Genomic DNA, 16342 nt, shown 5'->3' with positions numbered 1-16342 from the left:
TAATCGCTGTTAAGAGGCTTTTTTATATAGGGGGAGAAAGATGAAATCTATAGAGCAAATAGTTGATTCGTTAACAGCTGATAATCTTGAAGAAGGAAAGTCCTTATTAAAAAATCATATTTTATTGATGAAGTATGGTATGGAACATCATGAATTAAAAGAAGAAGAAATGACAGAAGTTTTAAAGTGGGTGCAAGGCCGGAATCAATTAAGAGAAGATGTTCCAGAATTACGCGATTTACATTTAGTTAAAAAATTTCAAGTGTTATTAGATGAATTTATTCATTCTATAATTTCAAATGGTTATGTGGAAGATGCGGTAGAAGTTTTAGAGAGTGTATTAAAAAGTATGGGAGCAGTCGCTCATATTGTAAAAATTATGTTTGTTGGCAAAAGAAAAGTTAATAGAAATTCTTTAGAAATGGTAGAAGAGTTAAAACGAGAGTGCTACAACTTAATGGAACAGCGTGCTGCTGTCGGGTTGCATGCTCAAATCTTTCACGTTTTAGGTTTCGTTCATTCGATCCAGTTTGATTTAGAAGAAAGGTCGCAGGAACATGGACGAACTGTAATAGGCCTTTTAACGGATTTTAAGACGAAGGAATTGAAATCTGTACAACAATTTCAAAACGAAGAACATATTCCAGAAGTGAAAAATATGGTTAGTAAAGAGTATGGGGTAGAACTACAAAGAAGAATTTATATGTGGAAATCGTTAACGCTCATCTTTACAAGTCCATATGCATTAGAAAAGATGTATAAAGAAATTTACGCAAAAAATGGAAAAGCGGAGAAGGAACAAAAGAAAAAATAGAGAATAGAATATAACAGAGTAGTTTATACTCTTAATATAACAAATGTTAAAGGAGTGAAAGGATACAATGACTTTATCAACTGTTCTTCAAATGGTTTTAGCTTGATGCGGGAGAAGTCTGCCCATTTTTAACGATTAAGCTAAATTGAAGACAGCAGGTAAAGAACCTTAATCCTTTTTTACGATAATATGTAATGGGTAAGGTGTATTCACCTTACCCATTTTTTATATATACAATTAAATAAGGCTTTATACTGTTGCTCTCTCTATTTAGCTTATGAACCATAAGTAGAGGAGAGAAAAAAATGAGTATATTAACAGTAGAAAATTTAAGTCATTCGTATGGTGAGAAAACCATTTTATATAATGCGTGTTTTCGACTATTAAAGGGCGAGCATGTTGGGTTAGTTGGGAAAAATGGAATTGGAAAATCAACCTTGTTAAGGATTTTAACAGGAGAACTTATACATGATGACGGAAACATTGAATGGTTTCCACATGTGAAGATAGGCTTTTTACAGCAACATATGGATTTACAAGAGGGGATAACAATTGAAGGATACTTACAAAGTGCATTTTCTAATTTGTATGCGATTGAATGTGAAATGTTAAAAATTACAGAAGAGATGGCTGGAGCAGGAGAAGTAGAAAAGTTGTTAGTAAAGTATGGAGAATTACAAACTATATTGGAAAGCTCTAATTTCTATCAAATTCATACAGAAATTGAAGAAGTAGCAATCGGTTTAGGTTTATTTGAAATAGGGTTGAAAAAGGATGTTTCAAAGTTAAGTGGAGGACAGCGAACAAAGTTATTACTTGGGAAGCTCCTTTTAGAAAAAGCTGATGTTTTATTGCTAGATGAGCCAACAAACTATTTAGATACAGCCCATATAGAATGGTTGCAATCGTATTTAAGACTGTATGAAAAAGCTTATGTGATCATTTCACATGACGAAGTATTTTTGAACAGTATTACGAATGTTATTTATCATCTAGAAGAACGGAAAGTGAAGCGGTACGTAGGAAATTATGAAAAATTTGTGCAAAGTTATCAATTGCAAAGGAAACAATTACAATCGGCGCATGCGAAGCAGCAAAAAGAAATTGCTCAGTTAGAAACATTTATTCAAAAAAATAAAATTCGAAAAGCGAAACAGGCCAAAAGTCGAGAGAAAGTATTGGAGAAAATGCAAAGGGTTGAAAAGGTTAATCATGTACCTCGATCCCGTTTTGATTTCAATGTTTATGAGGAGCCAGTTAGTCGCATATTACAGGCTGAAAAACTAAGGATAGGATATAGTTCTCCGTTATGTCCAGAATTGAATTTGCAAGTGAAAAAAGGAGAAAAGATAGCGATTGTTGGTCATAATGGAATTGGAAAAACGACAATGTTAAAAACGTTATTAGGTCAAATAAAGCCGTTAAGCGGTTCAATTTCTGTTGGAGAACGAGTAAATCCTGCTTATTTTGCGCAGGAAGAATTTGCTTCAGAAACAACACCATTAGAAAAAGTTTGGGCAGAACGACCAGATATGACAAAGAAAGAAGTACGCCAAGCATTAGCGAAGTGTGGATTGAAAGAAGAACATGTATTAAAACCTATTCGTTTATTAAGCGGCGGGGAACAAACGAAAGTACGTTTATGTGAACTTATCGTAACGAAAAGCAATGTTTTAATTTTAGATGAACCGACTAATCATTTGGATACAGAAACAAAGAAGTCTTTGCAGGAAGCATTACAACAATATAAAGGAACAATTTTACTTGTCTCACATGAGCCTTCTTTCTATGAAGCATGGATAACAAAAGTATGGAATATAGAAGAATGGGATGCTGAACGATATGAATAAAGAAAAGGCATTAGCTTGTATAAGCTAATGCCTTTTCCCTGTGATTAACATGATTTTCGAGAACTCTTACATGAGAATTGTATGAAGAAGCACTCTTATGGTGCGCTTATAAGCGTGCTTTTTCTTATGTTATGTTTATATTTAGATGCCTTTCCCTAATAGGCGACTATCTTTCTTTGTATATATAGATAGTTTGAAATGGAATGAAAATAATTCCTATATGTAAAGGATAATGTGATTAGTATAGGAAGACAATAGAACTTAAAGGAAATTCATGTAAAATTCAGGTGAACTTCACATGAACTTCATATTAGAAACTAAATATGATTATAATAAGTTATTGTAATATCGATTTGTGATTTTTCATAAAATTAAAAGTTTGAATTTAGGATAGAGCACTCAAACCTAAATTCAAACTTTAGTGAAATAATTAATGGAGGTTGCGCTTAGTTTTCGCTAATGGATGCATTTACAAGTTCGGCGGGAGTGCCTGTTCCTGCCCCTCCGATTGTAATCGATCCACCAGGAAGAATTTCACCATTCCATCCTGCATTCGTAATTACGTAATGATTATTTATTTTACTACTAATTTTAGAATCCCAAACTTGTGTTAAATTGCCGTTATAATCAAATTCTAATTTCCAGTTTTTAATAGGGGTCGTTCCGCTATTTTTAATTACAATCGAGAAGTTGTAACCACTTCCCCAATTTGAAGTGACTGAAAAGGTAGCATTGCTATTTCCACCAGGAGGTGTTGTGTTAGCGTCATCTGTTTTTACAAGAATGGAAGTAGGCTGTGATTTATTCCCAGCAGCATCCTTTGCTAATACTGAAAAGGTGTATTCTGTATTAGGTTTTAAGTTTTTAATTGTAATACTATTTGTTGTTGTACTCCATTTCTCTTCTCCGGCAGTAATTTCATATTCATTAACTCCTACGTTATCAGTAGATGCAATCCAGTTTAATTGAACTGAGTTTGAATTTTTATTTGTAACAGCAATATTTTTTACGTTTGTTGGGGGCTCAGTATCTTTTTGAGTAATAGGTCCACCAAGTAATTCTTTTACTAACGTATCAAGCAATTTTGGTCCACTGCAACTATATTTTGGACTTGTACGGCAATCCCCGCTTAGTTCCCAAAACATTGCGCCACTTAGACCCTTTGTCTTTATATAGTCTGTTTTATATTTCATAGATTCGTTGTCATCATAGCTAATAAACGTGCCTGTAGTCGCATTATATAAATAAGGTACTTTCGCTACATCGTTCCAGTGGCGAACAAAACCATTTTTATTAACATAATTAGCTGCTAAATCACCATAATCGTACACACCTGTGTCACCGGTAGAATAATCATCCCAAGTACCTTTAGAAGCGAGCTTTCCGTCACTACCTGGTTTACAAGGTTGGTATTGCCCATTATTTTCTTTTCCGCAACTTTTCCATCCACGTCCGTAAAAAGGTACACCTAATACGAGTTTATCCGCTGGAACCCCTTCATTTGTATAAATGTCTATCGCACCATCTACATAAAATTTTGTATCCGCTGCTGGGTCATTTGGATCTTTGTATAGTGCTGCATTATGGTTAGAAGTAGCTTCCCATCCACCGTGGAAATCATATGTCATAATATTAATCCAATCAAGTATTTGAGAGATCTTCTTTAGCTCTGTATGATCCGCATAACGTTGGCTTGCACCTGATGCGATTGTTAGTAAATATTGTTTCCCATCTTCTGCAGTAGCTTTCGTTAATGCATTTCGAACATCTTGAAGGAGTAGGGTGAAGTTTTGCTTATCTTCAGGACGATAACTACCACCAGGAATCGTTTCGACGCCCGGATATTCCCAATCTAAATCAACGCCGTCAAATCCATATTCACGAAGAAAAGCTACTGTAGATTCAGCGAATACTTTTCTTGTTTTTTCATCAGCTGCCATATCAGAAAAGCGGTTAGACCAAGTCCAGCCACCAACTGAAATTATTGTTTTTAAGTGAGGATACTTAGCTTTTAATCGTTTCAGTTCTCCGAAATTTCCACAACGGGCATATTTATCACAATCTTCCCAAGTTGTACCTGATCCCGGATAAGATTTTGTGACATCAGCCCAAGGTTCACCGAGTACGAGAGTGCCATTAGGAACCTCTTTATTTTGCAGTGGTACTCCAGACTCTTTACAGTTCCACGTTTGTTTATTTGGATTATCGGGGTGAGTAGAAGGGTTTCCATGTTTTCCATTCCAGCAAATATCAGCGAAAGCATAGTTTAAATGAGTTAGCTTTGATGCATCAATGTCTGCAACTTGATAATTACGTCCGTAAATGCCCCATGAAGGAAAATACCCAACAATTTTTTGACCTTGCTTTGGTGAATCTGCTAATGCAACATTTGGAGTAATAAAGTTTGTGAGAAAAAGAGGTAAGAAGAGTAGTAGGGATAGTAATAGCAGTGTGAATTTTTTGGAGCTCATAGTCATTTCTCCTTTCAAAATAAAAGATATATTTAAAGGCATGCGCCAGTAAACCAAAGTGAATCTAGACGTATGAAACGTCTAGATAAAAATGATCAGACATCACGAAGTCTATACAAGGGAGCTGGGGGTGATTAAATCGTAGCAAATGTAAGATTTAGTGTAAACGCTTTATTTGATTCGCAAAGATTTTCTCAATATGAAATGGCTCTAATACAGACTACACATGAAAATAAAATATTGATTAGGGAGGAAAAGGCTCTTTGTAATTAAATTTGAGAAAAAATTGTATAAAGTCAATTTGTAATAGCGTAGCAAGATGAGAAAATATCATGTAAAATAATAGTAAAAATATGTAAAGGAGCGAATGGTGTGGATGTCTTTTTGAACATTGCTGAAGAAAAAATTCGACAAGCAATACGGAATGGAGACCTTGATCATATTCCGGGAAAAGGAAAACCACTACAATTAGAAGACCTTTCAATGGTACCTCCAGAACTTAGAATGAGTTATAAAATCTTAAAAAATGCGGGTATGATTCCACCAGAAATGGAACTACAAAAAGATATATTAAAAATAGAAGATTTAATTGCTTGCTGTTATGATGAAGCAGAGCGAAAAAAATTACAAGAAGAGTTAACAGTAAAAACGCTTCGTTTTCAGCAAGTAATGGAAAAGAGAAAGAGTAAAGATAGTTCAGCTTTTCGTATGTATCAAGATAAAGTATTTCGTAAATTACGCTAAGAGGGATAAGATGAATACATTTAAAACGATAGAAGCGTTAGCGACATATATTGAAGAACAACAATTAGTACTTCTGTTTATTAAAACAGAAAATTGTGGTGTTTGTGATGTTATGTTAAGAAAAGTAAATTGCGTATTAGAGAATTATGATTACGTAGAGAAAGTAGAAATATTACTACAAGACATGCAAGAGATCGCGGGGCGATATGCAGTATTTACAGGGCCAACAGTTTTATTATTTTATAATGGAAAAGAGATCCTTCGTGAATCGCGCTTTATTTCACTTGAAAATTTAGAGAGAACCATTCAATTATTCGAAGATTAAGGGAGGCTTTTATATGGAATTTATTATTGTCATACTATTATTTGTTGTAGTTGGAACGATCGTAACGGCAGTTCGATCAAACAAAAAGAAGGTAAATCTTACGAAACAAAATAACATTCATAATTCATCTAACAACTCATCACCATTATTTTTCTTTGCTGGATCTGATAATGATAGCTCGCATGGAGGTTCACATGATTGTGGAGGATCTTTCGGTGGAGATAACGGAGGCAGCTGCGATGGTGGCGGAGGTGGCGGTGATTGATGAAAATGCGCCTTATATAGGCGTATTTCTTTTTAAACAAACGTTTGATTAATATTTTTAACGTACTAAGGGGAATAGAAATGAAAAGGGAACTGAAAGTGAAAAACAAGGGGAAAGTAGTGTTATTTTTATTAGCTGCGGGAGGCGTAGTTCTTGTTAAATTAGGATTTAAAATTGGAATAATACATATGATTCGAACGTGGTTTGAGAGTACGTTTTCTTAAATAAGGAATATAGCCTCTTGTAATAGAGGTTTTTAATTTGTTATTATTAGACTGAACGGTCGGTTTAAAGAGGTGTAAATATGAGAAGAAGTGCAGAAGAGATAAAGAAAGAAATTGCATATAAAGCAGAAAGTCTGTTTTCACAGAAGGGTTATGCAGCTACATCTATGGAAGAGATTTGTGAAATTACAGAGCGAAGTAAAGGAAGCATTTATTATCACTTTAAAAGTAAAGAAGAATTATTTTTATTTGTAGTAAAACAGCATACGTATGATTGGCTTGAAAAATGGAATGAAAAAGAGAAGTTGTATAGTACGAATACTGAAAAACTATATGGTCTCGCGGAATATCATGTCGAGGACATACAGCAACCAATTTCAAATGCAATAGAGGAATTCTCTATGAGCCAAGTTGTAAGTAAAGAGATTTTGGATGAACTATTGGCTTTAACTAGAGAATCATATGTTATGTTTGAGAAACTAATTGAAGCAGGTATACAGTCTGGAGAGTTTCGTGAAGATAGTACGCGCGACCTTATGTATATTGTGAATGGATTATTATCAGGGCTTGGAGTACTTTACTACGAGTTAGATTATAAAGAGCTGCAACGTATTTATAAAAAGGCAATAGATGTATTGTTAAAAGGAATGGCAGCTGAATAATAAGTCAGTTGCTTTTCTTACAAAATAAATTAGACCGAACGGTCGGTTTATGAAAGGGGAATGAAAATGAACGCTTTATTTAAAAACCGAGCATTTATGCTCGTTATGGCATCTGATATTTTACAACAATTTGCAATTTGGATCAGAAATATGGCTCTTTTGTATTTCATAATGGAGCGAACGAATAATGATCCAGTTTCAGTTTCGTTGTTATCGGTTATGGAATATGCACCTATTTTTATTTTCTCGTTTATCGGTGGGGCGCTAGCTGATCGTTGGAATCCGAAAAGAACGATGGTTGCTGGAGATGTATTAAGTGTACTGTCTATTGTAGGAATTGTCTTGTTGTTAAAGCTGGATTATTGGCAGGCTATATTTTTTGCAACACTCATTTCCGCGATCGTAGGCCAATTTTCTCAGCCATCATCTTCGCGTATATTTAAGCGCTACGTAAAAGAAGAGCAGGTAGCAAATGCGATTGCATTTAACCAAACATTACAGTCATTATTTATGATTTTTGGACCAGTGGTAGGATCACTTGTGTATACACAACTTGGTTTATTTACGTCACTATATAGCTTAATCATTTTATTTTTGTTATCTGCTATTGCTCTTTCGTTTTTACCAAAATGGGTGGAACAAGAGCAAGTGGCGAGAGATTCATTAAAAAATGATATAAAAGAAGGATGGAAATACGTTCTTCATACGAAAAATTTACGTATGATTACGATCACTTTCACCGTTATGGGCTTAGCTGTTGGATTAACGAATCCATTAGAAGTGTTTCTTGTAATAGAGCGTCTTGGAATGGAAAAGGAAGCAGTTCAATATTTAGCCGCAGCTGATGGGATAGGTATGTTAATCGGTGGTATTGTTGCTACAGTTTTCGCTTCAAAAGTGAACCCGAAAAAGATGTTTGTATTCGGTATGAGCATATTAGCAATGTCATTTTTAGTAGAAGGGCTATCTACATCATTTTGGATTACTAGTTTCATGAGGTTTGGAACAGGTATTTGTTTAGCTTGTGTTAATATCGTTGTCGGTACGCTTATGATTCAACTTGTACCAGAAAATATGATTGGAAGAGTAAATGGAACAATTTTACCACTGTTTATGGGGGCAATGTTAATCGGAACTTCACTAGCTGGAGGATTGAAGGAGATGACCTCACTAGTTACTGTATTTTGTATAGCAATGGCACTTATTTTATTTGCGATAGGGCCAGTTCTACGCATGCAAATAAATAAAGAAGATGTCGCTAATAAAGAGGAACTAACAAATTCATTAGCTTCGAAATAATCAGTGTAAGGGAGCAGGATTGCTCCCTTTTCTTGTGGCAATCTTTTGACAATGACATGCCCCAACTATATACTGATGATGTAAAAACGAGTTTACAGGTTAGGAGAAATGGTGTGAAAAATCAAATCTATGAATTACGCACTGAAAACAATATTTCACAAGGTGCATTGGCTGATAAGTGTAAAGTTTCTAGACAGACGATAAATGCAATTGAGAATAATAAATATGATCCAAGCTTAGCGTTAGCATTCCGTTTGGCTGAAGTATTAGGAACAACTGTTGATAAACTATTTTTGTACAAGTTGTAGGGGGAGTAGTTGTTGGGGAAAGAGAAAATAAGCCTTGTAGTTACGGCATTAGTAGCTATAAGTACGTTAGTGTGTGCACTTTATTATTGGTTAACTGAACTTCAAGTAAACTGGTATGCACTATTTATTTGTAGCATCGCATTACATTATATGTTTAAAAGTTTGGCATCGCATAATGTGGAAGGGACAACGAAGGAGAAAGAAGATGTAGAAAAACATGTATTAAAAATAAGTGCAAATGTTACGTATTATGTACTTGTTGTATTAATTTTTGGTTTGTTTTTCGCATCGGTAGGTTTTAATAAATGGATTGATTTTCATAACATACCGCTTTTGTTTGCGTTATGCGCTGCGATAGTTGTAAAGCCGGCTGTAGAATTTTTAATTGTAAGACGTTATTGCTAAAAATAAAGAAAAGATCCTCTTCTCATGAGAAGAGGATCTTTTTCTTATAGCGTTTTAGTTTTTGGACTAGGTGGTGTAACGGATGTATTATTTTCGGGAACTCTAGTTAGTAAGAATCCACCGATAACGAACAGTACAATAATACTAAGGACACCAGCGTTGGTTTTTCCTGTTAATTGCGTTGTAACACCGACTAATACTGGACCCATAATTGCCGCGAATTTACCAAAGATATTATAAAATCCGAAGAATTCATTTGCAGATTCTTTTGGTACTAGTTTTGCAAAATAGGAACGACTAAGTGCTTGAATACCACCTTGAGAAGTGGCAACTAACATTGCTAAAATCCAGAAATCGAGTGTCGTTTTTAAGAAATAAGCATATATGCAGATAATGATATAAATAATAATACCGACGTATAGCATTTTTTTACCTGTAAATGTTTCTGATAACTTTCCGTATAATAAGGCGAATGGACAAGCAACAATTTGTGTGACAAATAAGATGATTAATAGATTCGTTGCACTAATACCGAGATCTGTTCCGTAAGCGGTAGACATGGTAATAATTGTATCGACCCCGTCAATGTAGAAGAAGTAAGCGATTAGGAACATAAATACAGTTTTATATTCTTTAATATTTTTAAAAGTATCAGCAAGGCGTTTGAAGCTCATTGCAATTGGTCTTGGATGACGTTCAATATAATGTGTTTGCTCTACATTTTTTAGCATTGGAATTGTAAATAATCCCCACCAAAGAGCTGTTATTGCGAACGAAATTTGACTAGCAATGCCGACTGATAAAGGGATAGTTCCTTTTTGAGCAAGAATAATAAGAGCGATACAACCGATAAAAGGAATTGTGCTCCCAATATAACCTAATGCAAAGCCTCTTGTAGAAATTCGGTCCATTCTATCTTTAGAGGTAACATCTACTAAAAATGCATCATAAAAAATGTTTGCTCCCGCAAAACCGACTAATGCGAGCATGTAGCAGCCTAGTAATAAGTACCACTGAGATGTTGGGACGACTGCTAGCATACTTGTAAATACGATACCGAGTCCAAAGAAGAATGTGAAAAATCGTTTTTTAAATCCTTTATAATCAGCAACTGTGCCGAGAATAGGAGCAAGTATAGAAATTAAAAGTGTAGCGAATGAGTTTGCATATCCCCAATATGCTGTTGAAGTTGCACCAGATAGTCCGGCTTCTTTTGCAGCTGCTTTAAAGTAAATTGGGAATAATGCAGTTGTAATGACGAGCGAATATACCGAATTCGCCCAATCGTATAATATCCAGCTTTTTTCTTGTCTGGACATTTTTTTCATATAATGTTCCCCCTTAAATTGTTCTACTAACAGTGTACAAAAATAAAAATTATAAAAAGAGAAACAGTGATGATTTTTACATAACTTTTACATATATACACAGTTCTTTACAATTGAAGTAAATCCTCTACAATTGATCCGTCTGTTTCACCTAAGTGTAAACCGAGTAGTCTAGCGATAGTTGGACCTTCATCAATAAGTCTCATGTACGGGATGGTAACGCCGCTTTTTATCCCTTTCCCAGCAGCGATAAAAATTGTTTCATAGTTAGGTTTTGTTGGAGAGTATCCATGCGTACCAAATGTATATTTTTTACTAGGCGTAACGTCTTTTTCATTAATCTCTTTTATAAAATCTCCTGTATAGTTTTCAGTGAAATAATACTCTTCTCGCGCTTCTAACATAAATAAACAATTACCATCGGCACCGCAGTCTTTTGCAGCTTCATCATGAAGCATAAATTCAATACCGTTTTGTTTATTTTGAAGTAGTTCTTCAAGTAGTAGTTGTACTTTTCGAATTGTATCTGTATCATTTTTGTCTTTCACATATACATAGGCAGAGCCGTCGCAACTTTGGCAATAGGCCTTCCAGTCTATTAATTTTCCTTTTGAGTTTATAGATATAAGCCCTTTTTGATGAAATAGTACATTTAATTGAATGGCTTTGTTTTCACTTAAAGCGCTATGATCACCAAGAGCGATAATTGTACTCTCTTCGTATAGATTACTGTCTTTTAAAGCTTGAATAATTTTCCCTAGCCGTTCATCATGTCTATGAATTGCGGCTATTGTTTCTTTGGATTCAAAGCCGTAATAGTGTCTTTGGGTGTCTAAATCGGTGAAGTGTACAAACATGACATTCGGCTTTTTCGTCTGAATTGTATGCACAGCGGAAGCGAGTACGAAATCATCGAGTTCAGGCTGTGATAAGCCATTTCTTATATGACCAAAACGCTGATTCAAATCTAATTGATATAGCGGGCTACCGCTAAATAATGAAACTAAAATTTGATTTTGCCACGGTCTATTTGGAAAAATTTCAGGTAAATTGTAATCAATATTTGCTCTGCCGGTAACAGGCCATAGAAGGGCAGCTGTCGTTAAATTTGCTTTACGTGCTTCATCGTATAACGTTGTTCCTTTAATGGATTTTCGGTACCAATGCCAATCTGGTGACTCACGTCCAGGTTGAAGTAACGTATTGCTAACTACGCCATGTTTATTAGGGTAGTTTCCAGTAACGATTGTTGAGTGGCTTGGATATGTTACAGAAGGATAAATAGGTTCAACTTTTTTCGCAATCGCGCCCTTGTTTATTAATGTTTGGAAGTTAGGAAGTTTTTGTAATATAGGAAAATCTAAAGCTGATAAGCAATCGAAAGATAAAATAATGACATGATTTGTTAATGCTTTATCCATAAAGTTCCCTCCTGATTATATAAAACTTATTCTTATATATTACTATTAATACCTAGTAATAAAAATATATTTCTAGGTAAAAATTTATTATTTATTTTCAGAAAAATTAAACATATAATTAAGTATAGGGAAATAAATGGAAGGAGGGAATACTATGGATTGGCTAGATGGATTTAGTATCTTTTACATCATTGGCGGAATTACGATTATCCTTGTATTTGCTATTTCGTATTTACTAAAGAAACGGTTTCCAAACAAACAGTTCGATATTATATTTGCACTTAGTTTAATACTTCTTTGCTTAGCATCTTTTCCCGTCACAATGATGGTTATTGGTGGATGGGAAGGAATGGGATATGGATTTATTGGTTTCTTCGTTCTACTTGGTACACTTATCGGTATGATTGCACATCAACTTGTAAAAATCTCGCGAAAGAGCTACGTATAAAACTGCAGAAAATGAAAAGAATATATAAAAATGAGAAAATTAGCTATTGTTTAAAAAAAGAATTTGTATTATGATAATCAACAAATTTATTTCGTTATAACGATGAAAAAGGACTAGTACATGTTCAACCTTTTTAGCAGAGAGAGAATCCGCCAGGCTGAAAGATTCTTAAAAAGGCGATATGGAACCTACCTTTGAGTTCTGCATATGCAGCGGGAATTTCCCGTTATCAAAAAGAGAGCATGCACAATTTTTGTGCATGAATCAGGGTGGTAACGCCGGCAAAGCTCGGTCCCTATTTAGGGACACGGGCTTTTTTGTATTTTCAAAAGGAGGAAGATTGACTATGAAAAAAGAACAAGTACAAGCGATTACGAAGATGGAAGAGGATTTTGCACAGTGGTATACCGATATTGTAAAAAAAGCAGAACTTGTTGATTATTCAAGTGTAAAAGGATGTATGATTCTACGTCCGTACGGTTATGCCTTATGGGAAAATATGCAGAAAGTTATGGATGAGAAGTTAAAAGCAACTGGTCATGAAAATGTATATATGCCAATGTTTATTCCAGAAAGTTTATTGCAAAAAGAGAAGGATCATGTTGAAGGATTTGCTCCTGAAGTAGCATGGGTTACGCATGGCGGGGATGAAAAGTTAGCGGAAAGACTTTGTGTACGTCCTACATCGGAAACTTTATTCTGTGAGCATTTCTCAAAGATTGTTCAATCATATAATGATTTGCCAAAGTTATATAATCAGTGGTGTTCAGTAGTTCGTTGGGAAAAGACAACGAGACCATTCCTTCGTACGACTGAATTTTTATGGCAAGAAGGCCATACGATTCATGAAACGGCAGAAGAATCGCAAGCTGAAACGTTACATATTTTAAATCTATATGCCTCTTTCTGTGAGGAATACTTAGCGATACCAGTAATTAAAGGACAAAAAACAGAAAAAGAAAAGTTTGCGGGAGCGAAGGCAACTTATACGATTGAAAGTTTAATGCATGATGGAAAAGCACTTCAAACAGGAACATCTCATAACTTCGGAACAAATTTCTCTGAAGCATTTGATATTAAGTTTTTAGATCGTAACGGTAAGTGGCAATATGTACACCAGACTTCGTGGGGTGTATCAACGAGAATGATAGGTGGACTTATTATGGTCCATAGTGATAATAACGGACTTGTAATGCCGCCAAAAGTCGCTCCAGTACAAGTTGTTATTGTACCTATTGCTCAGCATAAAGAAGGTGTGTTAGAAAAAGCAACAGAGTTACAAGGACGTATTCAGAAGGTTGCGCGTGTAAAAATAGATGCTAGCAATAAAACACCGGGCTGGAAATTTAATGAGTATGAAATGAAGGGAATTCCAATTCGATTAGAAGTTGGTCCAAAGGATATTGAAAAGAATCAAGTTGTACTTGTAAGAAGAGATACGAAAGAAAAAGAATTTATATCAATGGATCAATTAGAAGAACGCATTCCATCATTACTTGAGGAAATTCATCATTCTTTATTTAATAAAGCAAAAGTATTTCGCGATGAGAATACGTATAGTGTGACGAATTTCGAAGAGATGAAAAAAGCAGCTGATGAAAAGCAAGGGTTTATTAAGGCGATGTGGTGTGGAGAACTAGCTTGTGAAGAGAAATTAAAAGAAGAAGTTGGAGTATCTTCACGTTGTATGCCTTTTGAGCAAGAACATTTAGCTGACGAATGTATTTGCTGTAGTAAAGAAGCAAAGCACATGGTCTATTGGGGAAAAGCATATTAATACTCTTTCTTATAGATGCCAAAAGGACTTTGGGTTGCATAATAAACTGCAATCCAAAGCCCTTTTTAGTTTTATCCCGAATTAACGGGCAGTAAGACCCCCACCTCAAAATTCAGCGGAAGCAAAGAAGTTAGGTGGGGGATCAACTGCCCGTAAAAGCCCGATTGGTTCAACTAATAATCAGTGGGGGATGAACAAAACCCCCACTGATTAAAGTTTCATTTTATATTGGTTTCATGTATTTTTTAGATGGAAGGATGTTGGTCTTTATTTTGCATTTTTACGGCGAATAAACAATAACATACCAATTAGGAATGTTGAAAGTCCTATTAAAATAGATGCAGGATAATGCGCTGCAGTATTAGGTAACTTATCACCTTGTTTTGTCGCATTATCTTTTACGTTACCACCTTGTGAACTGTTATCCCCTTTAACTCGATTGCCATCTTGGGAGCCTTTGCCATCAGAGCCGCTGCCACCAGAACCGTTGCCACCAGAACCGTTGCCATCAGAGCTGCTGCCACCAGAACCGCTACCACCAGAACCGTTGCCATCAGAACCATTGTCATCAGAGCCGCTACCACCAGAACCACTGCCATCAGAACCGTTGCTTCCTGGAGGTTTATTATTATCTTTTGAGTTTACTTCTGCTAAATGATCGCTGTTTTGTACAATAGCGTTTGTTGGAGAGAAGTTTTCCGTGGCTGCATTAACGATATTCAAGCCGCTAAAAAAAGATAAAGAAAGTGTTGATGCTAAAATGAAGATTTTCGTCATTGTTTTCCTCCTGAAAAATTAATATTCCATCTAAAATACATCCCTTTGTAATATTTCATAGGAGATATAGTTTTATGCAAAAAACTATATAGATAAGATGTTCACAAATTTTATGGCTATATTTAGATATTCAAAATAAATATTTCGGAATGATATGTTAAGATTAATAGTAAGAAGAATAAAAAAGGGAGGGCTGAAGAATATAGGATTTCTTATATTCTTATAAAAAATTATGAAACAAACAACAAAACAAATAATAACAGGTACATTTCTAGCGACAGCAACATCTTTTATTTCGACGCATGCCTTTGCAGAAAGTGATAATTTAGCGATAGTAAATGCAACAAACTTAAATATACGTGAACAACCTACAACTCAAGGGAAAGTTATAGGAACAGTAAAAAAGGGAACAAATGTACAAGTTTTAAGTAAGGAAAAAGAATGGGCTAAAATTTCTCATGATGGAAAAGAGGGGTACGTCACATTACAATTTTTAGGATTTTCGAATGGAAATCCAAACGTTGAACAAAAACAACAATTAACGATTAATAATGGACAAAAAGAAGAGGGAATTGTTACGGCAACTCGTTTGAATGTACGTAATAGTCCAGCTCTAGGTAGTTCAATGATTGGCTATGTTCAAAAAAATGAAAAAGTAACGGTATTAGGAAAAGCGAACGGCTGGGCAAAGATTGAATATAAAGGAAAAGAGGGATATGTATCTTTAGAGTTTTTAAAATTTGGAGATGCAATTCAAACACCTGACACTTCTGGCCAAAAGCAACTGCAACCAACAATCAAAAATGGAGCACAAGAAGTAGGAACAATCAATGCAACAAGCTTACGAGTAAGAAGCGCAGCGAATACAAGTAGCTCAGTTTTAGGAAACTTGAAAAATGGTGAAAAAGTAACAGTACTAGGAAAAGCGAATGGTTGGGCAAAAATAAGCTATCAAGGAAAAGAAGGTTATGTATCGTTAGAGTTTGTGAAAATTGATGGCAACACAGAAGAGATAAAAACGTCGGAACAACCGAAAACATCAGATGCAACGATTAAAAATGGAACGCAAGAAGTAGGAACGATTAATGCGACAAGTCTCCGAGTAAGAAGTGCGGCAAATACAAGTAGCTCAGTTCTAGGAAACTTAAAAAATGGTGAAAAAGTAACAGTACTAGGAAAAGCGAATGGTTGGGCAAAAATAAGCTATCAAGGAAAAGAAGGTTA

17 protein-coding genes and 1 other annotated feature are annotated in these 16342 nt (G+C 35.1%); of the genes, 13 read left to right on the top strand and 4 right to left on the bottom strand.

Going from position 1 to position 16342, the window contains the following annotated elements:
- Window positions 1–40 precede the first annotated feature (40 nt).
- Together JDS82_RS20470 and JDS82_RS20465 are read left to right on the top strand one after the other, a co-directional pair.
- Complete coding sequence (locus tag JDS82_RS20470) at window positions 41–814, top strand: hypothetical protein (protein WP_199713840.1); 774 nt, start codon at window positions 41–43, stop codon at window positions 812–814.
- A 305-nt stretch (window positions 815–1119) separates the two neighbouring features.
- Complete coding sequence (locus tag JDS82_RS20465) at window positions 1120–2664, top strand: ABC-F family ATP-binding cassette domain-containing protein (RefSeq protein ID WP_048567172.1); 1545 nt, start codon at window positions 1120–1122, stop codon at window positions 2662–2664.
- A gap of 446 nt (window positions 2665–3110) precedes the next feature.
- Here the strand turns inward: JDS82_RS20465 and JDS82_RS20460 are convergent, their stop codons facing one another.
- Entirely contained in the window at window positions 3111–5135 is a 2025-nt protein-coding gene (locus tag JDS82_RS20460; RefSeq protein ID WP_199713839.1) for a glycosyl hydrolase family 18 protein, read from the bottom strand.
- Window positions 5136–5507: 372 nt separating this feature from the next.
- Here JDS82_RS20460 and JDS82_RS20455 point away from each other — a divergent pair, with 372 nt between their 5' ends.
- From JDS82_RS20455 to JDS82_RS20420, 8 genes are all read left to right on the top strand, one after another.
- The gene (locus JDS82_RS20455; protein ID WP_064470111.1) at window positions 5508–5879 is read left to right on the top strand and encodes a DnaJ family domain-containing protein; all 372 of its coding nucleotides are present in this window, start codon (window positions 5508–5510) and stop codon (window positions 5877–5879) included.
- A gap of 10 nt (window positions 5880–5889) precedes the next feature.
- Window positions 5890–6204, top strand: coding sequence for a thioredoxin family protein (locus JDS82_RS20450; protein ID WP_001091335.1), 315 nt, complete (start codon window positions 5890–5892; stop codon window positions 6202–6204).
- A 13-nt stretch (window positions 6205–6217) separates the two neighbouring features.
- Window positions 6218–6469: a hypothetical protein gene (locus tag JDS82_RS20445; protein WP_199713838.1), complete on the top strand. Its 252-nt coding sequence runs from the start codon at window positions 6218–6220 to the stop codon at window positions 6467–6469.
- Window positions 6470–6549: 80 nt separating this feature from the next.
- Window positions 6550–6693, top strand: a complete 144-nt coding sequence (locus tag JDS82_RS20440; protein WP_000817921.1) for a hypothetical protein — start codon at window positions 6550–6552, stop codon at window positions 6691–6693.
- Window positions 6694–6773: 80 nt separating this feature from the next.
- Window positions 6774–7355 carry a TetR/AcrR family transcriptional regulator gene (locus tag JDS82_RS20435; protein ID WP_001254437.1) on the top strand — a complete coding sequence of 194 codons (582 nt, stop codon included), beginning with the start codon at window positions 6774–6776 and terminating at the stop codon, window positions 7353–7355.
- A gap of 66 nt (window positions 7356–7421) precedes the next feature.
- Window positions 7422–8654, top strand: a complete 1233-nt coding sequence (locus JDS82_RS20430; protein WP_000992574.1) for an MFS transporter — start codon at window positions 7422–7424, stop codon at window positions 8652–8654.
- 56 nt (window positions 8655–8710) lie between these two features.
- The gene (locus JDS82_RS20425; RefSeq protein ID WP_074651450.1) at window positions 8711–8962 is read left to right on the top strand and encodes a helix-turn-helix transcriptional regulator; all 252 of its coding nucleotides are present in this window, start codon (window positions 8711–8713) and stop codon (window positions 8960–8962) included.
- A gap of 12 nt (window positions 8963–8974) precedes the next feature.
- Entirely contained in the window at window positions 8975–9367 is a 393-nt protein-coding gene (locus tag JDS82_RS20420) for a hypothetical protein (protein ID WP_199713837.1), read from the top strand.
- A gap of 44 nt (window positions 9368–9411) precedes the next feature.
- On the opposite strand, the gene JDS82_RS20415 is transcribed toward JDS82_RS20420, so the two are convergent.
- Both JDS82_RS20415 and JDS82_RS20410 read right to left on the bottom strand, forming a co-directional pair.
- Window positions 9412–10695, bottom strand: a complete 1284-nt coding sequence (locus JDS82_RS20415) for an MFS transporter (RefSeq protein WP_000738836.1) — start codon at window positions 10693–10695, stop codon at window positions 9412–9414.
- Between the two features lie 107 nt (window positions 10696–10802).
- Window positions 10803–12116, bottom strand: a complete 1314-nt coding sequence (locus tag JDS82_RS20410; RefSeq protein WP_061672154.1) for an alkaline phosphatase family protein — start codon at window positions 12114–12116, stop codon at window positions 10803–10805.
- A gap of 154 nt (window positions 12117–12270) precedes the next feature.
- Here JDS82_RS20410 and JDS82_RS20405 point away from each other — a divergent pair, with 154 nt between their 5' ends.
- Window positions 12271–12564 (top strand): YesK-like family protein, encoded by a 294-nt coding sequence (locus tag JDS82_RS20405; protein ID WP_000383868.1) that lies wholly within the window; start codon window positions 12271–12273, stop codon window positions 12562–12564.
- A 93-nt stretch (window positions 12565–12657) separates the two neighbouring features.
- Window positions 12658–12864 (top strand) — a binding site (T-box leader).
- 46 nt (window positions 12865–12910) lie between these two features.
- Entirely contained in the window at window positions 12911–14341 is a 1431-nt protein-coding gene (gene proS, locus JDS82_RS20400; RefSeq protein ID WP_000712165.1) for a proline--tRNA ligase, read from the top strand.
- Window positions 14342–14608: 267 nt separating this feature from the next.
- On the opposite strand, the gene JDS82_RS20395 is transcribed toward proS, so the two are convergent.
- Complete coding sequence (locus JDS82_RS20395; RefSeq protein WP_199713836.1) at window positions 14609–15118, bottom strand: LPXTG cell wall anchor domain-containing protein; 510 nt, start codon at window positions 15116–15118, stop codon at window positions 14609–14611.
- 232 nt (window positions 15119–15350) lie between these two features.
- Between JDS82_RS20395 and JDS82_RS20390 the strand changes: the two genes are divergently transcribed.
- The coding region (locus tag JDS82_RS20390) for an SH3 domain-containing protein (RefSeq protein WP_199713835.1) at window positions 15351–16342 on the top strand (992 nt) is incomplete at its 3' end.

The sequence above is a fragment of the Bacillus cereus group sp. N14 genome, assembly GCF_016483555.1.
Taxonomy (GTDB): domain Bacteria; phylum Bacillota; class Bacilli; order Bacillales; family Bacillaceae_G; genus Bacillus_A; species Bacillus_A wiedmannii.
This window is presented reverse-complemented; position numbering and strand designations above follow the sequence as displayed.